Here is a 25,290-nt window from a genome sequence, read left to right as displayed (position 1 = left end):
TTCCCCTCTTTCCCCAAACATTAGATTGATTTTCCCTTATCCAATCTTTTCTCCTAATCAAACTGCCAAACAGCTTCACTCCCGCTTTCCCAAGCTCAACAAGTATTCTTTTTTACATCTGTGACAGTGCAAATGCCGGACGTACTCCATATGTCTCACTGTCCGTCCTCACCGGACGCAGACAGCCATTTACCAGATCAACGCCATAAATCTGCTGATTATAAATGAATTTCCCGTTTTCATCCTGCAAATAAAAAGGCGTCCGCAGATAATATCCCTGTGAATAGGCACTGACCTGACTTTGTGGGTTATCATCCCCGGAATCAAACCGCCATAGATATTCCCGGTACGCAAGTGCCTCTTCCAGTGACAGGCAGAAAAGCTGGTCGTTCATAAGCTGAAAACCAATATCATGACGCGCCAGTTCCCGCCCGGAAGTCTGCGAAAATGCACCAGCCGCCGTGCTTCCCATGTACGCGGTCTGGATTCCCGTATGGATCGGTTCCAGGCAGAAGCTGCTATTCTGACTGTTTTTCTGCAGCCATGCGCGCACCTGCGAAGTCTTATAATTATTGTCTTTGCCAAACGAGAAAATCTTCATCTTTTTTCCCGGCTCCGTGTCCACATCCGCCCGGATCACGCGGTCACAGAGAAACAACGCTGCTTTCCGATGCCCATCCTGCCAGTCATGGTAATCGTCGTCGATACAGGTAAATGACAAAATCTCTCCGCCCACCTTGCGCAGCTGGACATCGCCCTCCTTCCAGATCACTTTTTCGGGCATTTCGCTTTCGCTCCAATCCACACTTCCACAGCGGTCACAGATTTGATCCCCGTTTTCATCCAGGTGCCCCAGCGCCGGAAGGTGCTCTATCTTTTCTTTCTGACATCGTCCGCAGACATACACTGCCCGCCCATTCTTTAAGCAATCATTTTCCTCCCACTCCCATTGGCTCCACTGATGCGTACAAGTACGGTCATCCCAGTTTCTCCGCACCCGGATGCGCGTGATGATATATTCCTTTCCATCCACCGAAAAGGAATCCTCTTCCACCTCAGAATAAACTGCGTCGTATTCCACCCCGATTGTTTTTGCCGATGGTGTAAAATCCTGACCAATCAGATAAAATTCATGCCACGCCGCATCCCCGATCGCAGATACCAGATTCCGGATCCTGGCATCATTTTCCGACTGATTTTGAACGGTCAGACCGGAACCGCTGCCCGATACCGCCGCATCCTCGCGCCCAAATATGGCGCACTCTGCCTCCCATGCACTCTGTTTCCATCGTTCCAGGCGTTTCCGAAGCGCCAGCATGGCGGCATCCTCCTCTGCTCCCATTTCTGGAACCTTGCCGCCTCTTTCATATTTGATATAAATTTTTTCAGTTCCTGTTCCATACAATTCAAATATTTGCGGTGACTGTACCGCTGATTTCCAGATATGCCCGTCGCTCCCTATGATTTGCTCTGGGAAAGATACGTTCAGGGAAGTTCCTTCCAAAACTTTTCCCGTCTGCGTATGAAATATAAGATGATTTGCATTCTCAGCATCTATAAATGAGACGCTGTAGCCGACTACGACAGCTGTTTCTGCCTGTTTCACTGCATTTTCAGCTGCCCACGCCATTCTACCGGATGAAAATATCAATATCAGTGATATTCCCAAAATGGTCCCATTCCGGCAGCGACACCCTTTATGAGCCCCCATGTTTATTTTTAACAACTCAAACCTCCCCCCTCAAACCTTTTTCACATCCTCACTCTGAGTTAAACAACGGTTCTTTCCGTCTATAAAAAGCTTTCATTTTACATTGCATATATCATATAATATATTGCATATATTTTATAACGATACAGTTATTCGATTCTCCCAAATTTTCCTAAATCATCGAATTCTGTGCGAAACGCACCTCACAAATTACCAGAATAAAAAGATAAATTAGAACGAAACCACCTGCGACCGCAGTTCATTTCGATAAGATATATTGAGTCTAACACATCTATTCTCTAAATGCAAGAACTCTTTTGGAATTTTCACAACGAAAAACGCCCGCCCCAGAAAATAAAATTCATATTCCAAATTTCATTTTCCAGAGCAGGCACTTTCCCACTAACTCATATATAAATTCCTATTTATTTTATCTCAGCCACATTCTCCCAAGAGTATCCCACATCAATGCCGATGCATCGAGAACGACGACATATCATACGCCTTCAGGTTCTCATGTACTTCTCTTGCATCTGCCTCGGCGATGAGTTTGTCTCTCGACTTCTTCGCCTCCAGCTCGGCTTTGTGCTTGCTCGGTCCGCCGACACAGCCGCCGACGCACGCCATACCCTCGATGAAGTCCTCCGGCAGACGTCCCACTTTCAGAAGAAGAAGGGCTTTCTTACACTCAGCCGCACCGTTGCAGCGCGCTACCTTGATATCGGTATTCTCACCAGACTCCTTCAGACATTCTAATACCGCCGCTGTTACGCCGCCGCCGTTTCCGAAGCGTTTTCCAAATACACTGGCTTCCTGCATACTGTTCTCTTCCGGCTCCAGATTTACGTCTTTCGCCCGCATCATCGCACGGATCTCTCCGTAAGTCATCGCATAGTCCGCATTGCCCTGGATATTCAGATCCAGCGTCTCGCTCTTCTTCGCGATACACGGTCCGATAAAGACAGTGACAACCTCCGGATCCTGCGCCTTCAGCATACGGGAGACCGCACACATCGGGGAAACCGTCGTGGACATATTGTCAAGCAGCTGCGGGAAATGCTGTTTAATCATGTTGACAAATGCCGGACAGCAGGAGGTCGTCATCTTCTTGCCCTCTTTGTAAGCTTCCGCCCACTCTTCTGCCTCAGCTGCCGCGGTCATATCGCCGCCCAGACCAACCTCGATCATATCTGCAAATCCAATCTTCTTTAAAGCTGTTTTCCAGCTTGCAAACGTGATGTCCGGTCCAAACTGGCCTTCGGTCGCCGGTGCCAGCATCGCTACGACCTTTTTGCCTGCGTTGATCAGGCGGATCACATCGACCATGAAGGTCTTGGAACCGATCGCACCGAACGGGCAGGAATGGATGCAGGCGCCACACTGGATACATTTTTTCTCATCGATCACACATACGCCATACTCATCGTAGGTAATCGCATCCACTGGGCAGACCTTCTTACACGGGCGCTCCAGATGGGCAATCGCATTGTATGGGCATGCCTGGGAACACTTTCCGCACTCGCGGCATTTATCCGGGTCGATGTGCGCCTTGGTATTTCCCATGCTGATCGCTCCAAACGGACAGGAGTTCTGGCAGGCTTTACCCATACATTTACGGCAGTTATCGGTGACTGTATAGGACGCAATCGGGCACTCCTCACAGGCTGCATTGATAACCTGTACGACGTTGTTTGTATTGCGGTCAGACGGACATTTACCTTCTGCCAGACGGATTCTCTGGCGGACAATCTCTCTCTCCTTGTATACACAGCAGCGGTACTGTGCCTGCGGACCAGGGCTGATTTTGTACGGAATATCGTCTCTTCCGTCCTCTAACTGATCATTCCAGGCAAGCTTTGCTACCTCATAAAGTATCTCATGTTTGATGCGCAGAATTGTCGCGTCATTCGTTACCATGGTTTATCCTCCTTATTAATAATACGTTACCGTAACTTTCTTTCCCATACCTTCGACTGCTTCTTTTAGCTGTTTGACCAGGTTCTGGCGGATTCCCAGATCAAACGCCAGCCCTGGATTCTGGTAGGCGCTGTTCGCCGCCGTTCCCACAAACATATGTAATTCCGTGCAGTCTTCTATCAAAATCTTCGCGATCATGGACGCACCATTTTTCTTGTCCAACTCGCTGAAAAACTCAGAACTTAAATCGCATTCGATCAGATAGCGTTTCAGAAGTTCGATCGCTTTCCGCAGCGTCAGGACTCCCTCCGTCACCAGATCGATGCCTTCCATAAAAGCGATCGGCGGAATATCCGGGTCGCTGTAATCCATTGATACCCGCAGCGGTCGTCCCAGCTCCCGCGACAGGATCGTCGCGCTGGTTCCGCCCGATACAATGTGCTTTGCCGACTCATCTTTCATAAAATCCGCCGTGATCGTCTCATCGTCATTGCGGTCGAGCGGCGGTCCCGTCATCAGGTTGACCGGTTTCCGGTCAATGATCCGAGCTACCACAACCGTCGTATCATCGCCCGGTTTTCCCTCGTAAATCTGGCTGCATTCCGCACAGAGTGCCGCCGCCATACGTGCCGACGAAAGAGAGGTCAGGCATTGTTCCGAAACAAACTCTGCCACCGACTCCCACGGCCAGCCAAATTTATATTTGCCGCTCTTTCCGACTCCCGCGTGCGTCACGCCGTCGCTGACAAGTACCAGCGCATCACCCTTCTGAACCTGGAACCGGCACTCGCTGATCTCCTTGTCCTTGACGAGACGCTTGTATTTCTGCAGCTCCACCACATGACCACAGCGCAAAAAAATGCATCGCGGGTTATCATATTCAACTAAATATACCTCGCCGTTGTTGAAAATCTGGAGAATCGAGAACGTCGCATACGCCACCTGTCTCGTCTGACAGATCGGAAGCGTCTGCACAATCGTCTCCACACATTCCTCCAGCGTGGCTCCATTTAAAAACATCGTACCCAGAATCTTTGCCGTAAGCGTCGAAAGAATATTCGCCTTGACGCCGCTTCCCATGCCATCCGCCAGAATGATAACGTCCGAATCTTCCGTTTTCAGGCACTCTACCGTATCGCCGCACAGGATCTCTGAATACTTATTCAGACTTTTAAACGTGACATCTACGGTTACTCCCATTTATCGGACCTCACTTTCGCTCTCATCGTCAATCAGGGAACAAAGCTTCATCAGGGTTGTCTTCGTCTCCGCCGTCGTCTCACCCAGGAGTCCGGCAATATTCTGTGCAACCATCATCTGTTTGTAAATGACATTCTGTGCCAGATCAATGGTCGCCTTTTTCTTGGCATATTCCTGTTTTGCCTGTTTTTCCTCGCGCGTCACATCAATGATCGTGGCAATGACAAAATTGCCGTCATCGATATACGCAATGTTTTGAAGCGTCACAAGATTCCGATCCGGATAGATCACCTTCCGGCTGTGGACGCTTGTGTGCGTCCGGAATACCTCGCGGACATCCTCGGCGTTGATAAAGTCCTCCAGCGGTTTTCCCTTGATCGCCTCCGGTTTGACGCCGAAATACATTTCTGCTGCCACAGAGCACTCCCGGATCCGCATATCATCGTCGATGATCATGATCAGGTTCGGGGACGTATCCATCACCAGATGAGACAGCGACTGCGCCCGGTCATGCAGGTACGGAATACACATATCGACCTCCGCCTTTTTCTGGAAAACGGCGATCGCCTTCTCCCGGCAGGTCGGATAACCGCACGCACCGCAGTTTAATTCCTGCTCTGGTGTCGTCTTGCCCGTCTTTTTCAAGATCTCCCGGATCTCTTCCTCGGTCGGAATCGGCTCCTTCTGGGAACGATCCGCAAACGTCCGGTGAACCTCCACCTGGCGCGCCGCCTCATGCATCAGGGATAGATCTGCCGGTTCCTTCGGAAGCATCGCTTCCAGATCCAGCTTAACTTTAAAACTCGACACTGAGGTCGCCGTGGATGGTCCATTGACACAGCCTCCATGACAGGCATTCATCTCGATGAAACAGCCAGCCACCTCGCCGGTTTTCATCGCCTCACAGACATCCAGGCAGTCCTTCACGCCGCTGACGTAGAACTTGCGATACTTGTCCGGTTTCTTCTGAGTCGCCGTCACCGCCGTGAGCAGTCCGCCGCTGACCGGATAACGCAGGTTCGCGCCCGGTTCACGATCCTCGAACGGTTCTTCCTCACATGCTTCGATCTCGATCTGTTCCTCTGACAGCCACTGTTTTAAATCCTCAAATGTGAGGACTGCATCCGGCTTCACAACCCTGTTTTTCTCTTTTTCCGCGATACACGGTCCGATCACGACTACCTTCGCCGCCTCGCCAAACTCCGCATACAGCATGCGCGTATGGATCCCCGACGGAATCAGCACCGGTGCCAGATATTTGATGAGTTCCGGATAATGAATCTCAATCAGGTTCACGATACTCGGACAGGCAGTTGTGATGATATTTTTCATCTCGCCCTGCTCTAATAAACGGACATACTCTTCCGTCGCCAGCGCGGCGCCCTCCGCCGCATCACAAACATTCGTAAATCCCAGCTTTTTTAATGCTGACTTGACCTGCCCCCGCTTTTTATACGGCAGAACCCCCATATAGGAAGACGACAGCGATGCAATGACCGGTGCGCCGCTCTCAATCAGCTTTTTGACCTTGGAAAGTTCGCTCGGAACACGTTTTGCCGACTGCGGGCAGTTCAAAAGGCACTGCCCACAGAGAATACAGCGATTTGGCATGATATATGCATGACCATCCCGGATCATGATTGATTTCACTTCGCAGCCCCGCACACATTTATAACAATGCTTACACATCGTCGCCTTAAAATCAATAATCGGCATAGACTCTCCCTCTCTTTTTGCCGTTATATGTAAACGATTACGCGTTCAGGCGTCCCAGAATCTCCTTCTGGAAAAATTCTTCGGTTGTCTCCGGTTTTACGGAATACAGTTCTCCGTCTATCGTCACACAGACACCTTTACGGCAGTTGCCGCTGCAGAAATCTCCATTTAAATCTACCTCACTGTCCAGATGATTCTCTGAAACCAGCTTCTGCAGCTTCTGGATTACCTCACGGGATCCTTTCAGATGACAGGCACTTCCGATACAAATCGATACTCTCATATAATGACCTCCTCACTATCCGTTATAAAACAGACGCAGCCTTTCACCGGAGATTCCCGGTCAAAAAACTGCCTGTTCACATGCATCTTCCAGGGGAATTTACTAAAAATGCATCTTTCCCCATTCTTCTTCATTATCTCATATTGTGATATTATTATCAATCAAATTTCTTGCTGATTTTGTATTTTTTTTAGACCATAAGTGCCTGATTCCAAAACCTTTTCACTTTCTTTTCATCAGCTTATGACTCTCCCGGTGTTTTTTAGGAAAATAATCTTTTTATCGGCCACCTTGCACTGCTTTTCTATAATATTTCCATCTCCTCCATGTACGCCCGCAGCCTCTCCACATTCCCGTCCGCAAAACAGTATCCATCCATGCCGCAGCCCTTCGCGCTATCGATGTTATCCTGACGGTCATCGATGAAAAAGCATTCTTCCGCTTTGAGATGAAATTTTTCAAACAATCTCTCATAGATCGCCGGATTCGGCTTCGCCAGCTTCTCCTCCGCTGAGACAAGCGTGCCATCAAAATATTCAATGCCCGGAATCTCATACTCGAACACACGCAGGCGCACGGAACAATTCGAGCAGAGGTAGATGCCGCAGCCCTTTTCTTTCAGTTCCTTCACCAGCTCTCCCATCCCCGGCTTTGCCCAGATGTTGTACTCATGCCAGTGTTCCAGACTTTCCTTCGCCAGCCAGCGCAGATGTTCATTTGGCAGGCGTTTCTGCACCCGCTCCAGCGCCTGTGCATCCGTCAGCGTTCCCTCGTCTAAAAGCGACCACTCCTTCGAATCAAACAATTCGCGGCGCATCCACTCCACATCCTCCGAATTATCTGTGTACTCCCAGCACACCTTGACCGGATCATACTCCAGTAAAACCATTCCCATATCAAATACTATATTTCGAATCATACTTCTGCCTTTCTCTCATCCCGCAAATCTGCCGCCATTCCTGCGGCAGATGGAATTTTCAGTCCAAAAAATTCTCACCTGCAAGCAATCATAATCATTTATATTTTAACATAAATTTCTCATTTTTTTATTTCCATTTTCATAAATTAATGGTACAATAATAGAAAATTTTTCAGGAGGTACCGCTTATGAAAATGATTATCGCAATCATTGGCAGTGAGGACGCCGATGATTTAGTATATGAATTAAACCAGCACTCCTTCTTTGTCACCAAGCTTTCCACGATGGGCGGCTTTCTGAAAAAGAAAAGTACAACCCTGATGCTCGGTGTCGAAGATGAACGCGTCGAGGACGCCATCTCCATCATCAAAAAAATGTCCGGTGCCCGCGAGCAGCTTGTATACACGCCGCCGACCATGGCCGGAAACTGTTGCCCGACCGTTAATATGACCGTTCCGATGAACATGAAAGTCGGCGGAGCAACCGTATTTGTAATAAATGTAGAAGAATTTCAGAAATTCTAATTTTTTGATTTATATTACAAATTCGAATTACAAAAGGGGCTTTCGCTTGCGCGTCTGCCCCTTTTTGATTCCTTGTATAGAAAAAGAAAAACTCCCGGAGAAATCATCTCTGGGAGTTCCACGCTGCACTCAGGTTCTGCAGCTAATCATGCAGAAGAAGGGACTTGAACCCTCATGATGTTGCCATCACACGGACCTGAACCGTGCGCGTCTGCCAATTCCGCCACTTCTGCGTAATTTCTAGTGCGGGCAACAGGACTTGAACCTGCACACTCTCGTACCAGAACCTAAATCTGGCGCGTCTGCCAATTCCGCCATGCCCGCTTGCTTGTCTTTCTGACTCACAAGTGAGTTTATTATAACATAGGGTAGTTCAAAATGGAAGAGTTTTTTTTATTTTTTTGAATTTTTTCGAAAGTTCTTTTTTAAAAAATGTGCGGCAAATTCATCGATACTGAAAGTCCATGTGATCTTTCGTGTGATCCTTGTACCGAAAAGTTTGTACCTATAACGGAATATTTTGTTCCGCTTGAAATCTTAAAAACACAAAAAAGCCTTGAAAACAAAGGAAAAACCAGTGTTTTCAAGGCTTTCTCTATCATGGAGACAACGGGATTCGAACCCGCGACCTTTGCGTTGCGAACGCAACGCTCTCCCAGCTGAGCTATGTCCCCGTCCAAACTGTTATCATTATAGCACAACTGGAATGAATTGCAAGTAGAGAATAAAAAAACGGAAACCCTTGTAAATCAAAGGCTTCCGTTCTTTTCTAGCAGAGCTGCTGACGGGAATCGGACCCGTGACCTCCGCACTACCAATGCGACGCACTACCGACTGTGCTACAGCAGCATCTTTTTGTTTTTGGCTCATCTCTAAGCCTTGATTAGTTTATCATGATACAATCGTTTTGTCAACGGTTTTTTTGAATTTTTTTTATTTTTTTAAATTTCCCGTTTTTTTCATCAGATGCCTCCGTTTTCATTCGCAGACATCCGATTCTCATTTCCTATCTTTTCATATTTCTATATGATTCCAACGGGGAGGGGAGCAGCGGAATCGGTTGACCGATAACCTTCACTTACCCTACATCATTCTCTGACGCACAATCTCATATGCCAGCACACCAGCTGCCACCGATGCGTTCAGGGAGTCGATATCTCCCTTCATCGGGATCGATGCGATGAAATCACATTTTTCCCGCACCAGACGGCTGACACCTTCGCCCTCATTGCCAATCACCAGACCGATCGGTCCTTTTAAGTCGAGGCGGTACATGCTCTCTCCGCCCATATCGGCGCAAACAAACCAGAGTCCTCTCTCTTTCAGCTCCTCGATCGTGGCTGAAATATTGGTTACCTTCGCCACCGGCGTATAATTCAGCGCTCCCGCCGAGGTCTTCGCAACCGTCGATGTCAGTCCCACTGCGCGGCGTTTCGGGATGATCACGCCATGTGCGCCTGCCAGATTGGCAGTACGGATGATCGCACCCAGATTATGCGGATCCTCAATGCCATCCAGAATAAAGAGAAACGGCGGCTCGCCTTTCTCTTCTGCCAGCTTTAGCATATCTTCCACCTCTGCATAGCGGTATGCCGCTGCCTGTGCAATCACGCCCTGATGCTTGCCGGTCTCAGAAAGCTGGTCGAGTCTCTCCTTCGCCACATAGTGGATGATCGTATTCTGCTTTTTTGCCTCTCTCGTGATCGTCTTGACCGGTCCATCCTGGCAGCCATCCAGCACAAACAGCTTATCCACCGTCTTGCCCGAACGGAATGCCTCTAAAACGGCATTTCTGCCTTCGATCATCGTCTCTTCAAATCTATTTTCCTGCTTATTTTCCTGTTCCATCTATCTTCCTCATCATGATTTATAACGATATTAATTCTCCCATCTGTTCCAGCCCTTTTCCCAGAAGTTCTGCCATCCTGTCAAACTGCTCGGTCAGATAGAGATAGCCCATCAGCGCCTCAAATCCGGTCGCCATCCGGTAATCCTTCATCGTCGCGTGCTTCGGCATCGTAAAAGATTTCGCATTGCGTCCGCGTCGGTATGCCGCCTTCTCCGCATCCGTCAGCTCTTCCTCCAGAAGCAGATAAAAATGTGCCTGTGCGTCCGCCTTGACCAGGTTCGCCGTCTTCTTGTGCATCTTGTTGACCTGCATATTGCCGCGGTTCATGACAAGGGTGCGGATCGCCAGCTCATAGACCGCATCGCCGATATACGCCAGCGCCAGCGGGGAATACTCCCCCGCCTCAACATGTTTTAAATGCAGCGCTTCCTTAAACGCATTTAAGCCCGTTTCCATTTGACGCCCTCTCTTGTATCTTCCAGAATAATTCCCATATCGAGAAGCTGTCCACGGATCTCATCCGCCAGTGCGAAATTCTTGTCTTTTCTCGCCTGCTGGCGTTTTGCGATCAAGTCTTCTACTTCGCTGTCCAGAATCTCTTCCTTCTTCTCCGTGATAATACCGAGCACATCGCAGAGTTTGTCCATCGTCTCTTTGACATAGGAAACGTATGCCTTCGTCGATGCTTCCGAAATCGTGGAGTTGCTCAGGCGTACAATCTCAAAAATAGCTGAAATCGCATCTGCGGTGTTGAAATCATCGTCCATCGCCGTCTCGAACTTCTGAACCAACTCCTCGACTGCTGCCTGATTCTGCTTCTCCTCCGCCGTCATCTCGCCCTCTTTCGCTGCTTTCAGGCAGTCTGCCTGATGCTCTGCCGCAGTGCGGATGCGCTCTAAGCTGTTTTTCGAAGCTTCCATCAAATCCGCGCTGAAATTGAGCGGGCTGCGGTACTGGGCGCTCAGCATGAAGAGACGCAGAACCTGCAAATCGTATTTCTCACTGATCTCACGCACGGTAAAGAAGTTTCCAAGAGATTTGGACATCTTGCGGTTATCGATATTTAAGAATGCGTTGTGCATCCAGTAGTTGGCAAAGGTCTTGCCGTTCGCGCACTCGCTCTGCGCGATCTCATTTTCATGGTGCGGGAAGATCAGATCCTCTCCGCCTGCATGGATATCGATGGACTCGCCAAGGTATTTCTTGGACATCTCGGAGCACTCGATATGCCAGCCTGGACGGCCCTGGCACCACGGAGACTCCCAGAACGGCTCTCCTTCTTTTTTCGGTTTCCAGAGGACGAAATCGGTCGGATCTTCCTTGCCTTCCTCGCCGGTTACCTTGATCTCACGGAAGCCGGACTGCAGATCGTCCAGATTTTTATGGGACAGTTTTCCGTACTCTTTAAAGGATTTGGTGCGGAAATAAACCGTGCCGTCAGCTGCCACATACGCATGTCCTTTTTCGATCAGCGTATTGATCATCTCGATCATACCGCCGATCTCCTGAGTCGCCTGCGGATTCTTCGTCGCCGGTTTGACGTTCATCATCTCCATATCTTTTTTGCACTCTGCGATATAGCGCTTGGAGATCGTCTCCGCATCCACGCCCTCCTCGATGGCTTTCCTGATGATCTTGTCATCCACATCAGTAAAGTTAGATACATAGTTTACTTCGTATCCTTTGTACTCAAAATACCGGCGGACCGTATCAAATACGATCATCGGTCTTGCATTTCCAATATGAATAAAATTGTAAACGGTCGGTCCGCACACATACATCTTAACCTTGCCCGGTTCGATCGGCACAAACTCCTCTTTTCTGCGGGACAATGTGTTGAAAATTTTCATAACCTCATTACTCCTCTTCTATTTTAAATCTGCTTCCGGTGCTGCCTGACAGCCGCCACAGCCGCCGCATCCACCGCAAGCCGCTGCCTGCGTCATCATTTCACTATCATAACAGTAATTCTCCACTTCCGTCAACAGGGTAATCGCCTGTGAGGAAATGCCCTCGCCGCTGCCTGTAAAACCAAGCCCTTCCTCGGTCGTCGCCTTGACACTCACGCGGCTGACCGGAAGCCCCAGCGCATCTGCAATATTTTCTGCCATCTGTGGGCGGTATGCAGCCAGCTTCGGGCGCTGCGCAATGATCGTGGCATCGATATTTTCAATCACATAGCCGCGTTCCTGCAGAAGTTTCCCTACCTTTTTCAGAAGCTCGATGCTCGACGCACCCTCATATTCCGGATCCGTGTCCGGAAAATGCTGTCCGATGTCGCCCAGTGCCGCCGCCCCTAAGAGCGCATCCATCACCGCATGCACCAGCACATCCGCATCCGAATGTCCTAACAGCCCCTTCTCATACGGGATCGTCACGCCGCCTAAAATCAGTTCCCGATCCGGAACAAGTTTATGCACATCATATCCCTGTCCTATTCTCATCGTATTCCAGTTCCTTTCTTGGTCATTTTGTAACTGTCCGGACTGCCCGCAGTTACTTTATTTGATAAATTATTTTATACTTTTGAAAAATATACACTTATCCAACAATTTTTAATTTTCGCTCAATACAGCGGACTTCCAGATTGCTCTGGTACTGACAGCTCTCGCCGTCCACGTGAACTGCCATCGGGCGTTCCGTGTAGATCTGGACCTCCCGGCAGCTGAAGCACCGAAGCCCCCGGTTGTGGGAGCGCCGGAACAACGCCCGGAGCAGGGTTCCAAGCACCTGCCGCTTCGAGGCATGGCTGACAATGCAGACCTCCAGGTTGCCGTCGCTGCTGTCCGCCTTCGGCGCAAACCAGAATCCGCCGCCCTCGCAGGGTTGAATCTGTGCACTGATAAAATAAATATAATTAAATTCCACCCGGCGCGTTCCATCGAGCAAAATATACCCCCGGATCGGTTTCGCCTTCAAATACTGTATAAATCCCAGTATCCGGTACGACAATCGCCGCAGATGAATCCGGTTGCAGATATTTTTGATCGCCGAATGCTGCATATGCTGGCATACTTCCGCATCCAGCCCGATCCCCGCGCTGACGATAAAACGCCGATGTCGGAGCACATCATCGCCGTATGCAATCACACCATAATCGATCTGCCGGATCCGCCGCGCCTTAAAAATCCGGCGCAGTCCGCGCATCGGTCTTCTCGAAAGCCGGAGCCCGCGCGCCAGATCACTGCCTGTCCCCACCGGAATATAGCCCAGCGTCACCATGTCGCAGGAAACGATTCCGTCCACGACCTCATTCATCGTCCCGTCACCGCCCACGACCACAATCACCCGTGCCTCCTTGCAGTGGGACGTCAGCTTCCTTGCATACTCTGTCGCCTGCCCCGCATATTCTGTCAAATATGCCTGATACTCAACCCCGTCCCGCACAAGCCGCTGCTCTATTTTCTTCCATATCTTATAGCCGCGGCCACTCTGTGAAGCGGGATTAATAATGAAATAATACATTACTCCATCCTCATATTTTGCCATAACGTCCCCTGCTTTCCGAAAATACAGAAACTCCCCTGCTGGGGCGTTATATTTTATCTTTTACCCTGCCAGAATACCTGTCACAGGATACAGCGCCATTACAATTTTGCATGAGATAAGTATACCATACTTCCTTTTAAATGATAAGAAAATTTCTATAAATTATTTTCTCAAAAGTGTTGACAATCTTGAAAATTTATATTATACTTGCAAAGCAGTCGTGATTTGTGCGAGTGTCAGCGGGATCTTAGCTCAGCTGGGAGAGCATCTGCCTTACAAGCAGAGGGTCACAGGTTCGAGCCCTGTAGGTCCCACTTTTCTAAATTTAATATGGCGAGATAGCTCAGTTGGCTAGAGCACGCGGTTCATACCCGCGGTGTCGAGGGTTCGAATCCCCCTCTCGCTATTTTATCTGGGATCTTAGCTCAGCTGGGAGAGCATCTGCCTTACAAGCAGAGGGTCACAGGTTCGAGCCCTGTAGGTCCCACTTTTAAAATTTAATATGGCGAGATAGCTCAGTTGGCTAGAGCACGCGGTTCATACCCGCGGTGTCGAGGGTTCGAATCCCCCTCTCGCTATTGATAAAGCAGCTTGCAGTTAAGCAAGCTGCTTTTATTTTGCCTAAATTCACTCTAAAACTAACTTCCTATGTGAAAGGCGATAGCGCATATACCCTCACGGTTGACACATATATACAGCCGCATAAAATATATAAATCCAAAGTCCCTGTCCATCCATAAAATTTTTGTTTAACAAATTTCACATTCCATAACCTTTTTCTTAATATTTATAACAATCCCTATTTAGCCTTGAAGTTGGCGGGTGAGTGTGCTATAATCAGACGAACTTGGAGAGATGTTAAAATAATGTTAATTTATTTATGATAAAAAGAAAATCGAGGTTGATTGATATGAAACATTTTCTGAAGGAACTCCTGAAGAAATACGGGCATATATGGATTCTGGGATACGGATTTATCTATCTTCCGTGGTTTATGCATCTGGAAAAAACCGTGACCTCCAATTACCATATCATGCACTCATCGCTGGATGATATGATTCCGTTTAATGAATACTTCGTCATCCCATATTTACTGTGGTTCGCCTATGTGACCGCTGCGATTGTATATCTGTTCTTCAAGAACAAAGAAGAATATTACCGGTTATGTGCATTTTTATTTACCGGCATGACGCTGTCACTCTTAATCTGCACCCTGTTCCCGAATGGAACTGACCTGCGGACCGCCGTAAACCCGGACAAGAACCTCTGTTCCCGTCTGGTCTATATGCTCCACCAGGCTGACACAAACACGAATGTATTTCCAAGCATCCACGTGTACAATTCCATCGGAACCCACATCGCGGTCATGAAGAGTGAGTCTCTGAAAAAGCACAAAGTAATCCGGATTCTTTCCGGTATCCTGATGGTCGCTATCTGCATGGCAACTGTCTCGCTGAAGCAGCACTCGGTTCTGGACGTCGCAGGCGCGATTCTTTTAAGCGCAGCTATCTATCCGTTAGTATATGCGGGAAGCACGCAGGAAGAGACAGAGAACGAACCGGAATATATTCGCTAAAGGATTTCTCAAGACAAGTAAACATAAGCTGGCGCCAAAATATGACAAGTGCCAGCTTTTTATCTGCGATAAATCCCCCCTGCCGCAGCCGTTACGAAAACTAGGTCTCTAACATTCATCACGTGGTAATCCCTTATCGAATCATATCTAATGATTGACATAGAATCAGAAAATCCGACCATCTGGAAACACTCGACTTTCCAGACGATCGGATCTTTTAATTTCACTTTTATGATAGATTTGATTTCGTTTTCTAATCCATATTATTTCAATTTTTATAATGGATTTCTAGTTAAATCCATAAAACTTCTGCGAAATCTTATAGCAGGCGATCGACACCTTCCGTCCGCCTTTTCCCGGCAGGTTTACGCCCTGTCCGAGGAAGCCCCAACGCAGGCGCATATATAACGTGAAGTTCTGCTGTTTCAGATATTGCCACAGTTCTTTTTTCTTCTTCAGATTTTCCTCTGTCTCCGAGCGGATCGCCAGAATTGAAGTAACTGTCATCATGATCTCCAGATAGCGGACCATGTAGTGGCGCAGCTTTGGATTCTTGATCTTGGTCACATCGTAATATCCCAGCATCAGCTTCGTGACGAGTATCTGCTGATCAATACGGCTGATCATGACTTTTTCATTGACCGACTGATCGTCGCGTCCGATGAAATAGCGGTAAAAATTCACATCCAGGTAGTACATGGATTTTACGTGTGGAAGCGGCTGATATACAAAAATATTATCCACGTAGAACGTATGCTTTGGCAGTTCCAAGCCGCAGTTCCGAAGCATTTCCACACGGTAAATGACCGAATGCATCAGGATATACTGTCCCAGGCGGAAGCCTCTTGCACCGTTCCAATCGATGAGCTGGCGTTTTGGGAGCGCCATGTTGTAGTTCATGACCTTTTTGTGTTTTGCGCCCTGTTTTTCATAAACGAAGTTGGTAATCAGCATATCCAGCGTCACATTGTCATGGACAAATTTGCGCAGCGTATCCAGAACCTCCATATATGCCTCTTCGTTGACCCAGTCATCGCTGTCCACGACCTTATAATAGACGCCCGTCGCATTGCGCAGTCCCGCATTGACGGCCTCGCCGTGACCACCGTTTTCCTGATGAATCGCCCGGCAAATTCCCGGATAGTTTCTCTCATACTCATCGGCAATCTCCGCCGTATTATCTTTTGTGGAACCGTCATCCACGATCAGGATCTCCACCTCATCGCCGCCCGGCAGCAGGGATTCGATGCAGTTACGCATATATGCCGCCGAATTGTAACACGGAATCGCTACCGACAACAGTTTCATTGGTTTATTTTCTCTCAAAACTCCAGTTCCTCCATCTCTTTGTTGACCCGATCCTCACAGGAGCGCATGGCGAGAATCGTCTGTTCCATCAGTTTGTCTAATTCCCAGCCAAGCTGATCAGCCCCGCGGCGGATCACATCTCTGGAACATCCAGCCGCAAATTTCTTGTCCTTAAATTTCTTCTTAAGACTTGAAAGCTCCATGTCCTTGGTGCTCTTGGACGGGCGCATCTTCGCCGCCGCCCAGATAAGCCCTGTCAGCTCATCAGCTGCAAACAACACCTTTTCCATCTCATGTTCCGGAGCCACATCCACCCGTATGCCGTAGCCGTGGCTGACAACCGCATGGACTAAATCTTCCTCTGCGCCTCCGTTGCGCAGAAGCTCCGGTGCCCGCTCGCAGTGTTCTTCCGGATAAAGTTCAAAATCAATGTCATGCAGCAGTCCTGCCATGCCCCAGAATGCTTTTTCGTCCCCGTATCCCAGCTGCTCAGCATACCACTCCATGACGCCCTCCACGGTCAGTCCATGTAAAATATGAAATGGTTCTTTATTATACTTGCGAAGGAGCGCAAGCCCCTGTTCCCTGCTCAGTGATGTCTGTTTCATCCTCCGTGCCTCTCTTTCCACGTTTCCGTGTCCGGATCCTTGATTCTCAGTAATTCACACTATCTATAGTTATAACAAAATTAACCAGCAAAATAAAGCAGATTTTTGTAAAAGTATTGTGAACAAGTCGTTGCTGTTCACGCATACGTGCCCAGTAATAACAACTCAAACTCCCCATGTCTGCCACATTGACTGAAATTCTCTTTCAAAATAAGTTACGCATCGTCTTAAACACCACCCATAATCAATCTTCTCCACTGTTTCTGCCGCATAGATCGGATAAGCAGCCACCTGCTCGTCATTAATATAATAGGATGCCTGCCCAACCTCCTGTCCTTCATGAACCGGTGCTTCCAGCTCGGTCGGGTACTCATAACGGATGTCTGGCTTCTCGTCCGCGCGCAGAAGCATCAGAAACATCTGTTTTTCCGATGGCAGATTCAGTGTGAGCGCCGTCGTTCCTTTCACGCCCCGCCTCACCTCCACCTCCGGAAATGTTTTCTCCCGGTCAAATATATCATACCAGTTATATGTATCAAATGCATACTGATCGAGTTTCCGCATATCCGCCCATTTGTACGTCTTGTGCGGCGGCCACCCGCAGCCGAGAAGCGCCACCGTAAATGCTTTTCCCTCTTTTTTTAACGCCGCCACATAACAGTACCCGGCTTTCCCGGTAAATCCTGTCTTGCCCGACAGCACCTCCGCGCACTGGCTTAAAAGCGCGTTGTGGTTTGCCAGGTAAAATGAACGGTTTCCCGACTCATCCTGAATCGTCCGTGATGCCGTACGGGTAATTTCCAGAAATGTTTCGCGGCACGGCGACTGGAACGCGCAGTAGCGCATGATCCGCGCCATATCCGCCGCAGAAGCGCTGTGTTCGTTTCCATCCTCATCCGCAACGTCCAGACCGTTCGGTGTCACGAAACAAACATTCTTACATCCTATCTCCCGCGCTTTCCGGTTCATTTTCTCCGCAAATCCTTCCACACTTCCCCCGATGTGCTCCGCCACCGCCACAGCGCTGTCGTTGTGGGATTCCAGCATCAGGGAATAGAGTAGATCCGATAGGCGGTACCGCTCCCCCGCTCGCATATTGAGCTGGACATCCGGCATGGAGGCCGCTTTCTCTGATACCTCGACCCAGTCATCTGGATTTCCCTGTTCCAGTGCGAGAATGCAGGTCAGAATCTTCGTCGTGCTTGCCATCGGATAAGCGGTATCCGCATCTTTCCCCGCCAGAATACGCCCACTGTCCGCATCCATGAGAACCCAGGCGCGGGCGTGAAGGGTCTGTTGTAGAGAAGTCTCTTTCTCTCCCAGAATCTCTTTATTTTCTATATTTTCACGAACAAAAACCGCCCCGCCGGCCGGAACCAACTGAATCATCGCCAGTATACTTCCTGCCAGCAGAACGGCTATCCATTTTCTGATTCTATCTCCCATCCGGCTGCTCCGGAATCCCTTTTCAGGAGATTATATGAGAATAAACCTGTTTTCTATGACTTTTTCTTTTTATTTTTCCAGTGGCTCATTCAGCTTCTCCGTCCCCGGCAGCGCAAACCGTCCGCCCGCGATGATTTTTACACTCGTTCCATCTGGATGAATCGCCTCGATCGTATCCAGCTCGGAGTACGGGATTGTAATGTCCGTATGGCAGCCAAAATATGCCTCCTGCGGGTTTTCTTTGCGTTTTGCTGAAATCTCATTCTCACGCGCCACCATCTCGCGTCCATCCGGGTTGAAGACCGGGCAGTTCTCCATCCAGCTGTAGCAGGTATCGCCTACCGCAAAGTGCGGTCCCATCTTCTCGGCAATCAGAATCGGGAATTTGTCGAGAATGCCGTAGCGCAGCGCTACCTCATACGCAGTTGTGTTGGTGCCAATCGCAAACTCGCCCATCGGCAGCGTCTCATGGTTTTTGAGGATCATCTGTTTCACTAACGCCTTATTTTCCTCTTCCGTCTCAAAGTTTTTGCAGGTATAGGAGACAGCGATACCATTTTCAAACCGGATTTCCAGATCTTTGAACTGAAATTCCCCGATATAGACGCTGCCGACATGCAGAAGCCCGTTTGTCCCAGCAAGCTGCGGGGAGGTAAAGACTTCTCCAACCGGAATATTTACATCCGCCACACAGTTTTCGAAATTCGACTGTTTCGTCGGCTCAGCAAGCGTGTGAAGCTGTACGGTCAGATCGGTACGGTTGCCGCCGCGTCCGCTGATGTGGACTTGCGATGCCTGATCCAGTTCGTTGATCATGATCTGCTGGATGTCGCGGTACAGCTCATAGTCCAGCGTATTGATGCGGATCGTCTCCTTAAAAATCGCCTCAAACTCCGCTCCGATCTCCGGAAGCGGGAATGCAATGATTGTGAAGCTCGTCTCCGTTCCCGGAATATACGCGTCCACAATCTGCATCGCCTCATTGCTGTAGGATAACAGCAGTTTCTCCTGTTTTTCACTTAAAGAAAAGGCTGCTGCTGCATTGACCGGCTCAAATCCGGCCTCGCCGAAGGTTTCCACCACTGCCGGACCGGCATATACCGACGCCAGATCCTTGTATGTCTCATATGCCACCTTCAAAATAGAGAGTTTCCGCTCACGAAAGGCCTTGTCCAGGTAAACCGCATTGTCGTAGCGGTGATCATACTCGTACTGGCGGTTCGCCGGTGTGCCATAGTAACCGTTCGTGCGCGCCGCCATCCGGTTCACCGTGCCGATGGAGGCGCGGGCAATGATCGGCTCCAGACCGAGTTCGCGGAAATTTTCCACTGCCATCCGGATCATGCGCTCAAATCCGATGTGGTAACGGATCTGCACCGTTTTCTTGCCCTCATAGCTGCGTCCGGTCGCCGCAAATCCCTTGCGGTAGCCTTCTGTGTAGGTATCTGCCATCCGGCGTACCGTCTCCTCCGGCAGCTCATTCATAAAACGTGCCGTCGCAAGCTCTGTCTCCGAGATATATTCGCCAAACCGGTACAGATAACGCAGATCGTTTAAATCACTGTCCATGATGATCGATTTTCCGAAATCCAGCGACGGATCCAGCGTCTCACGCACCCGCCACGGAAGCATCCTGTCACAATAATCACTGACAAAATAGTAGAGCGGCTCGCGAAGCTCCGCCACCTCCGGAGTACCGCCCTCAAACAGGTTGTAAACCTCAATAAACAGTTCCTCCAACACCGTCACATCCACCAGACGGCTCTCATAGGCGTAAACGATCGCGCTGCGGATCTCCGTATAGAGAAATGACAGCCACGGACCATAGTTCTCTCCCAGCTCTTTTGCCGCATAGTCCGGGTTCGCAAAGCTCTTTCCATACGCCCCAGGAAGTATATCCGCATAAAGCGTCCGGTTAAATTCTGTTGCCTCTTTCTGGCTCATCGCCGCCAGCGTCCCATCCATCTGTTTCTGGAAGGTTTCTTCTATCAGCTCGATAAACTGGACGGTGCGCTCAAAAAATGCCCGGTATGGCTCGCCAACCGTCGCTTCTTCTTTCATATGGCCGATGCGCTCCATCGCGAGCTCATGGCGCTCCGCAACCGCCTCATTTTCTTCTTTCAAAAGTTCCCAATATTTCATGTTCAGATATTTCCCTCCTTCTGCCATCGCCAAATTTCACTTTCAAACCACGCCCGCCGCAAAGGCTCTTACCGGCGTTCCATTGGTCCGGCATTCCAGGCAAGCCACGCATAAAAACCATTCATTCTTAGCCCCGGATGCCAATCAAAATCGTCACAATCCACCAGATGACCAGAAGCCCCGACAAAATCGTACCAATTTTCGCGAATATATAATTTTTTTCTTCTTCTTTAAAAGATTTCCATCCGTACATCAGCGACGCCACGGAAAATAATATGCTCGAAAAGCACATCGACAGCGCGCCGACCGGCGTATTGCCCTGGCTGCGGACACTGAATGCCATCCCTGCCACGCACAGCAGCAGACCGACTCCCGCCAGTCCCAGGCAGAGATAGCCGTGTTCTGCCATCGGCTTGCGGATATAAGAAATCCGGTTATCTGTTTGACGTCCCATGCAGACACCTCCCAATTGCACGTGTAATCCACTGGCAGAGGTAGCCAGCAATTCCACCTAACGTATTTAAAAACATATCATCCACATCAAAACTTCCCACCTTGAATACGAGCTGAATCGTCTCGATGCTCAAAGTCAGAAGGAAGCTCAGAATCAACATCAGGTACCATTTTCCAAATCTCGGACTGATGATCGGCAGGAAAAATCCAAACGGCATGAAGCACACCACGTTGCCAGCCGTATTTAACAGGAACGCTTCCGTTCCCACTATATCACGATAAATATAAAACCGTTTGATTTCCTTAAATAAAACGAGATTATAGGCATACTCCACATGCGGCGCGCGCCCGAATCCGTCCGAAAAAAACATAAAATATATAAGAAGCACCAGGTATGCGACAAAGAATATCCAGCACACCTTCTGATGCGTTTTTGTCCGTTTCCACATAATTCCCCACATAAACTGCCAGAAATGAGAAAAACCGTACACCGTCCCCGGTCATACGGTTTTTCTCTTTCGACTGGGCATATCTGCCCTGTTTCAAATCCATTTTTTAGAATGTAATATCTGATTTGCGTTTCAGTAAAAACGCACCGCTGACGATCGCCATCACACCGGCTGCCAGCCCTACCGTGATGATCACACTTCCAATCACGATATTAATCACACCGGTTCCCTGCATCGTTTTGTAGATCTTTTCCATATCGATCCGCTCCTTCTTACACTCCGTCGCATGGCATTTCCCATTTCAAGCATGCCGCTCCGTGAACCAAATCTCTATTTTGCACCGTACTGCTCATAGTATGCGTCGATCGCTGCTTTCAGTGTATCGTCGATCACGACCTTGCCCTGGCACTCCTTGTTGTACAGGCACTCTACGACATCTGACATCGATACGATCGCTGCGGTCGGGAAGCCGTACAGTTCCTTGATCTCATCCAGCGCACACTTTTCTCCCTTGCCGCGCTCCATACGGTTTAAAGATACCATCAGACCTTTGATCTCCACATCTGCCTGGGATTTGAGGATCGGGAAGGTCTCCTCGATGGATTTACCGGAAGTGGTTACATCCTCGATGATAACGACGCGGTCGCCGTCCTTTAACTTGCTTCCCAGAAGGATGCCGGTATCGCCGTGATCCTTGACCTCTTTCCGGTTGGAGCAGTAACGTACTTCTTTGCCGTACAGCTCACTGATCGCCATCGAGGTGGCAACTGCCAGCGGGATTCCCTTGTAAGCCGGTCCAAACAGGACATCGAAATCCAGACCATAGTTGTCATGAATCGCCTTTGCGTAATACTCGCCCAGACGGCGCAGCTGCGTACCGGTTACATATGCACCCGCGTTCATGAAGAACGGAGATTTACGTCCGCTCTTTAAGGTAAATTCGCCAAACTTGAGCACTTCGCTCTCTACCATGAAATTGATAAATTCCTGCTTATACTGTTCCATCATACTCTCCTATCTTACCGAACCGCACCAATCAGTTCATGTATATCTTCAATACCATATTTTTCCATGTAGGCGTCGATGCCCTTCACGATCTCCTCCGTCGCATACGGATTATGGAAATTCGCCGTACCGACTGCCACCGCGCTTGCGCCTGCCAGAATAAATTCGATCGCATCGTCCGCATTCATGATACCGCCCATGCCGATGATCGGAAGCTTGACCGCCTGCGCCACCTGGTAAACCATGCGGACTGCCACTGGTTTCACTGCCGGGCCGGACAGACCGCCTGTACGGTTGGCTACCGCAAAGGTTCTCCGGTTGATATCGATCTTCATGCCAGTCAGTGTGTTGATCAGGGACAGCACATCCGCACCGCCTGCCTCGGCTGCCTTCGCCATCTCCGTGATGTCGGTAACATTCGGGCTGAGCTTCATGATAATCGGCTGTTTCGCATGGCGTTTTACCTCGCGGGTGATCGCCTCCACTGCTTTCGGATCCTGTCCAAATGCGATGCCGCCCTCCTTGACGTTCGGGCAGGAAATGTTGATCTCCAGCATATCGACCGGCTGGCTCGCCAGTTTTTCCACTACATCGACGTAATCTTCCGTCGTTTTTCCACATACATTGACGATAATCTTCGTATCATACTGACGTAAAAACGGGATATCCCTCGATGCAAATAAATCATACCCCGGATTCTGTAAGCCGATCGCGTTGATCATGCCGCCGTACACCTCCGCAATACGCGGGGTCGGATTGCCTGGCCACGGCACATTTGCCACACCCTTGGTCACAACCGCGCCGAGCTTGTTCAAATCGACCATCTCGCCGTACTCTGCCCCTGAACCAAAGGTTCCGGATGCCGTCATGACCGGGTTTTTAAGCTCTACACCCGCAAGATTGACTGCCATCTGTCTCATAATTCTACCTCCTCGGCTAAAAATACGGGACCATCCTTGCAGATCCGCTTGTTGTGTACATTGCTGTGGTGGTCTACATCCTTCGACTGGCAGACACATGCCAGACAGGCGCCGATTCCACATGCCATCTTCTCCTCCAGGGAAATATAGCACTTGATTCCCTTTTCTGCCGCATACTCCTTGATGGCGCGCAGCATCGGGGTCGGTCCGCAGGCGTAGATCACATCCGCCGTCAGGTTCTGCTCCCGGATCGCGTCCAGGACATTGCCCTTCGTGCCGACGCTTCCGTCCTCGGTCGCCACAAAGACTTCTCCATATGCCTCAAATTCATCCCGGAGGAAGAGATTTTCATCCCGGTATCCTAAAATGATCTGTTTTTCGCAGTTTAACTGTTTCGCCATCTCAAGCATCGGCGGAACACCGATACCGCCGCCGATCAGAAATACATTTTCGCCCTCCTGCGGGAAACCATTTCCCAGAGGTCCCATGATGTCGATCGGGTCTCCGGAAACATATTTGGAAAATTCATCCGTTCCTTTACCGGCAATCCGGTATACGATCCGCAGGCGTCCTTCATCCGGATCTGCCTCGCAGATACTGATCGGGCGCGGAAGAAGTCTGGAACCGTCCTGGCTGTAGACCGAGATAAACTGTCCCGGTCTTGCCTCATCCGCTATGTCCGTCACGATCCACATACTGAAAATGCCAGGTGCCAGTTCTTCCTGACTATATACAACTGCTGTCTCTTTCTTCTGTGCCATGAGCTCCTCCTTACAGTACGCGTCCAATGTCCGCAATCATATCGATGACAGCCTGCCTCGATGCGTCCGCAAAATGCTCCGGACCGAATTTGGCGTATGCGTCTTTCTTGTATGCTGCGATGATACCGCGGGAAGAATTGACGATCGCGCCCAGTCCATCCTCGTTGAAGCAGTATTTTAAGTCTTCTGCCGTACCGCCCTGTGCGCCATAACCCGGAACCAGAAAGTAAGTCTTCGGCATCAGCTTACGCAGAATCTTGCTCATCTCCGGGTAAGTTGCGCCCACAACTGCGCCTACATTACTGTAGTCGCCATCCATGGAAGCCTCCCCCCACTCAACGACCTTCTCCGCTACCAGCTCATAAAGCGGGCGGCCGTCCACCAGACGATCCTGGAACTCGCCGCTGGATGGGTTAGAAGTCTTTACCAGTACAAAGATACCGCGGTCGGATGCGTTGCACTCGTCCACAAATGGTTTCACGCCGTCGGTTCCCAGATACGGATTGACCGTCACATACTCGGTATTGAACGCGGAACAGGTCGTATTTCCAACCTTCACGCTGCCGAGATGACCGGTTGCGTAGGCAGCCGATGTGGAACCGATGTCGCCGCGCTTGATGTCTCCGATGACAATTAAGCCCTTCTGCTGGCAGTATTTGACAGTCCGGTCATACGCTTTCAGGCCTTCGATGCCAAACTGCTCATACATCGCAATCTGCGGTTTGACCGCCGGAATCAGATCAGCCGTCGCATCCACGATCGCACAGTTAAACTGCCAGATCGCCTCTGCCGCTCCTTCCAGGGTCTCTCCGAACTCCGCAAATGCTTTTTCCTTCACGTGCTCCGGAATATATCCAAGCATCGGATCCAGTCCTACACAGATCGGTGCCTTTGTCTTCTGAATCTTCTCAATCAATTTACTAACCATCACGTTCTCCTCCAGAGTATCTCTCATAAATAATCAACTTATTTTATCATAAGTGGAGGGCGCTTTCAAGGGCACGGAGCAAGGAA

General features: G+C 49.5%; 24 protein-coding genes and 8 tRNA genes. 6 read left to right on the top strand and 26 right to left on the bottom strand.

Annotated elements, in window-relative coordinates:
• Positions 1-112: 112 nt before the first annotated feature.
• The 6 genes from DXB70_RS08725 to DXB70_RS08700 all read right to left on the bottom strand — a co-directional run bounded on the left by DXB70_RS08725 (position 113) and on the right by DXB70_RS08700 (position 7,746).
• Positions 113-1,726 (bottom strand): DUF6273 domain-containing protein, encoded by a 1,614-nt coding sequence (locus DXB70_RS08725; protein ID WP_147354050.1) that lies wholly within the window; start codon positions 1,724-1,726, stop codon positions 113-115.
• A 450-nt stretch (positions 1,727-2,176) separates the two neighbouring features.
• On the bottom strand, positions 2,177-3,628 hold the full coding sequence (locus tag DXB70_RS08720; protein ID WP_107000472.1) for a 4Fe-4S dicluster domain-containing protein: 1,452 nt from the start codon (positions 3,626-3,628) through the stop codon (positions 2,177-2,179).
• Positions 3,629-3,643: 15 nt separating this feature from the next.
• On the bottom strand, positions 3,644-4,828 hold the full coding sequence (locus tag DXB70_RS08715) for a SpoIIE family protein phosphatase (RefSeq protein WP_107000473.1): 1,185 nt from the start codon (positions 4,826-4,828) through the stop codon (positions 3,644-3,646).
• Complete coding sequence (locus DXB70_RS08710) at positions 4,829-6,544, bottom strand: [Fe-Fe] hydrogenase large subunit C-terminal domain-containing protein (RefSeq protein WP_118523971.1); 1,716 nt, start codon at positions 6,542-6,544, stop codon at positions 4,829-4,831.
• A gap of 37 nt (positions 6,545-6,581) precedes the next feature.
• Positions 6,582-6,827, bottom strand: coding sequence for an NAD(P)H-dependent oxidoreductase subunit E (locus DXB70_RS08705; protein ID WP_107000475.1), 246 nt, complete (start codon positions 6,825-6,827; stop codon positions 6,582-6,584).
• A 304-nt stretch (positions 6,828-7,131) separates the two neighbouring features.
• The gene (locus DXB70_RS08700; protein ID WP_118673141.1) at positions 7,132-7,746 is read right to left on the bottom strand and encodes an HAD family phosphatase; all 615 of its coding nucleotides are present in this window, start codon (positions 7,744-7,746) and stop codon (positions 7,132-7,134) included.
• 188 nt (positions 7,747-7,934) lie between these two features.
• On the opposite strand from DXB70_RS08700, the gene DXB70_RS08695 reads away from it, so the two are divergent.
• A complete protein-coding gene (locus DXB70_RS08695) occupies positions 7,935-8,270 on the top strand; it encodes a cyclic-di-AMP receptor (RefSeq protein WP_022358984.1) in 336 nt (111 codons plus the stop codon).
• Between the two features lie 149 nt (positions 8,271-8,419).
• Here DXB70_RS08695 and DXB70_RS08690 read toward each other — a convergent pair.
• The 9 genes from DXB70_RS08690 to DXB70_RS08650 all read right to left on the bottom strand — a co-directional run bounded on the left by DXB70_RS08690 (position 8,420) and on the right by DXB70_RS08650 (position 13,608).
• A tRNA-Leu gene (locus tag DXB70_RS08690) sits at positions 8,420-8,503 on the bottom strand.
• Between the two features lie 11 nt (positions 8,504-8,514).
• Positions 8,515-8,594: transfer RNA gene (locus DXB70_RS08685), tRNA-Leu, on the bottom strand.
• 277 nt (positions 8,595-8,871) lie between these two features.
• Positions 8,872-8,944 (bottom strand) — tRNA-Ala (locus DXB70_RS08680).
• A 102-nt stretch (positions 8,945-9,046) separates the two neighbouring features.
• Positions 9,047-9,119: transfer RNA gene (locus DXB70_RS08675), tRNA-Thr, on the bottom strand.
• A gap of 234 nt (positions 9,120-9,353) precedes the next feature.
• Complete coding sequence (gene rlmB / locus DXB70_RS08670; RefSeq protein ID WP_022358985.1) at positions 9,354-10,118, bottom strand: 23S rRNA (guanosine(2251)-2'-O)-methyltransferase RlmB; 765 nt, start codon at positions 10,116-10,118, stop codon at positions 9,354-9,356.
• A 19-nt stretch (positions 10,119-10,137) separates the two neighbouring features.
• Positions 10,138-10,575, bottom strand: coding sequence for a ribonuclease III domain-containing protein (locus tag DXB70_RS08665; RefSeq protein ID WP_107000477.1), 438 nt, complete (start codon positions 10,573-10,575; stop codon positions 10,138-10,140).
• Positions 10,560-11,969: a cysteine--tRNA ligase gene (gene cysS / locus DXB70_RS08660; protein WP_107000478.1), complete on the bottom strand. Its 1,410-nt coding sequence runs from the start codon at positions 11,967-11,969 to the stop codon at positions 10,560-10,562. The genes DXB70_RS08665 and cysS overlap by 16 nt, the downstream gene beginning before the upstream one ends.
• A gap of 18 nt (positions 11,970-11,987) precedes the next feature.
• Entirely contained in the window at positions 11,988-12,563 is a 576-nt protein-coding gene (gene ispF / locus DXB70_RS08655) for a 2-C-methyl-D-erythritol 2,4-cyclodiphosphate synthase (protein WP_107000479.1), read from the bottom strand.
• A gap of 97 nt (positions 12,564-12,660) precedes the next feature.
• The gene (locus DXB70_RS08650) at positions 12,661-13,608 is read right to left on the bottom strand and encodes a YegS/Rv2252/BmrU family lipid kinase (protein ID WP_347559609.1); all 948 of its coding nucleotides are present in this window, start codon (positions 13,606-13,608) and stop codon (positions 12,661-12,663) included.
• A 241-nt stretch (positions 13,609-13,849) separates the two neighbouring features.
• Between DXB70_RS08650 and DXB70_RS08645 the strand changes: the two genes are divergently transcribed.
• From DXB70_RS08645 to DXB70_RS08625, 5 genes are all read left to right on the top strand, one after another.
• A tRNA-Val gene (locus DXB70_RS08645) sits at positions 13,850-13,922 on the top strand.
• Between the two features lie 18 nt (positions 13,923-13,940).
• Positions 13,941-14,014, top strand: a tRNA-Met gene (locus DXB70_RS08640).
• Positions 14,015-14,022: 8 nt separating this feature from the next.
• Positions 14,023-14,095: transfer RNA gene (locus DXB70_RS08635), tRNA-Val, on the top strand.
• A gap of 17 nt (positions 14,096-14,112) precedes the next feature.
• A tRNA-Met gene (locus tag DXB70_RS08630) sits at positions 14,113-14,186 on the top strand.
• Between the two features lie 332 nt (positions 14,187-14,518).
• Positions 14,519-15,184 carry a phosphatase PAP2 family protein gene (locus DXB70_RS08625; RefSeq protein ID WP_118673155.1) on the top strand — a complete coding sequence of 222 codons (666 nt, stop codon included), beginning with the start codon at positions 14,519-14,521 and terminating at the stop codon, positions 15,182-15,184.
• A gap of 288 nt (positions 15,185-15,472) precedes the next feature.
• On the opposite strand, the gene DXB70_RS08620 is transcribed toward DXB70_RS08625, so the two are convergent.
• From DXB70_RS08620 to pyrF, 11 genes are all read right to left on the bottom strand, one after another.
• Positions 15,473-16,492 carry a glycosyltransferase family 2 protein gene (locus DXB70_RS08620; protein WP_107000480.1) on the bottom strand — a complete coding sequence of 340 codons (1,020 nt, stop codon included), beginning with the start codon at positions 16,490-16,492 and terminating at the stop codon, positions 15,473-15,475.
• A gap of 14 nt (positions 16,493-16,506) precedes the next feature.
• Positions 16,507-17,100 carry a hydrolase gene (locus tag DXB70_RS08615; protein WP_118556162.1) on the bottom strand — a complete coding sequence of 198 codons (594 nt, stop codon included), beginning with the start codon at positions 17,098-17,100 and terminating at the stop codon, positions 16,507-16,509.
• Between the two features lie 165 nt (positions 17,101-17,265).
• The gene (locus DXB70_RS08610) at positions 17,266-18,546 is read right to left on the bottom strand and encodes a D-alanyl-D-alanine carboxypeptidase family protein (RefSeq protein WP_118472154.1); all 1,281 of its coding nucleotides are present in this window, start codon (positions 18,544-18,546) and stop codon (positions 17,266-17,268) included.
• Between the two features lie 69 nt (positions 18,547-18,615).
• Positions 18,616-20,688, bottom strand: coding sequence for an aminopeptidase (locus DXB70_RS08605; RefSeq protein ID WP_118673140.1), 2,073 nt, complete (start codon positions 20,686-20,688; stop codon positions 18,616-18,618).
• Positions 20,689-20,815: 127 nt separating this feature from the next.
• Positions 20,816-21,142, bottom strand: coding sequence for a hypothetical protein (locus DXB70_RS08600; RefSeq protein WP_107000483.1), 327 nt, complete (start codon positions 21,140-21,142; stop codon positions 20,816-20,818).
• The gene (locus DXB70_RS08595; protein WP_107000974.1) at positions 21,123-21,590 is read right to left on the bottom strand and encodes a VanZ family protein; all 468 of its coding nucleotides are present in this window, start codon (positions 21,588-21,590) and stop codon (positions 21,123-21,125) included. Before DXB70_RS08595 ends, DXB70_RS08600 begins: the two co-directional genes overlap by 20 nt.
• 106 nt (positions 21,591-21,696) lie before the next feature.
• A complete protein-coding gene (locus tag DXB70_RS14155) occupies positions 21,697-21,846 on the bottom strand; it encodes a hypothetical protein (protein WP_022359365.1) in 150 nt (49 codons plus the stop codon).
• A gap of 74 nt (positions 21,847-21,920) precedes the next feature.
• Positions 21,921-22,595, bottom strand: coding sequence for an orotate phosphoribosyltransferase (gene pyrE / locus DXB70_RS08590; RefSeq protein WP_107000484.1), 675 nt, complete (start codon positions 22,593-22,595; stop codon positions 21,921-21,923).
• A gap of 14 nt (positions 22,596-22,609) precedes the next feature.
• Positions 22,610-23,515, bottom strand: coding sequence for a dihydroorotate dehydrogenase (locus tag DXB70_RS08585; RefSeq protein ID WP_022359363.1), 906 nt, complete (start codon positions 23,513-23,515; stop codon positions 22,610-22,612).
• Positions 23,512-24,276 (bottom strand): dihydroorotate dehydrogenase electron transfer subunit, encoded by a 765-nt coding sequence (locus DXB70_RS08580; protein WP_107000486.1) that lies wholly within the window; start codon positions 24,274-24,276, stop codon positions 23,512-23,514. Before DXB70_RS08580 ends, DXB70_RS08585 begins: the two co-directional genes overlap by 4 nt.
• A gap of 10 nt (positions 24,277-24,286) precedes the next feature.
• Entirely contained in the window at positions 24,287-25,204 is a 918-nt protein-coding gene (gene pyrF, locus DXB70_RS08575; RefSeq protein WP_022359361.1) for an orotidine-5'-phosphate decarboxylase, read from the bottom strand.
• Positions 25,205-25,290: the final 86 nt, after the last annotated feature.

The organism is Clostridium sp. OM05-5BH, from assembly GCF_003481505.1.
Taxonomy (GTDB): Bacteria; Bacillota; Clostridia; order Lachnospirales; family Lachnospiraceae; genus Otoolea; species Otoolea fessa.
Note: the sequence above shows the minus strand (reverse complement) of the source record. Positions and strands in the feature narration are given on the sequence as shown.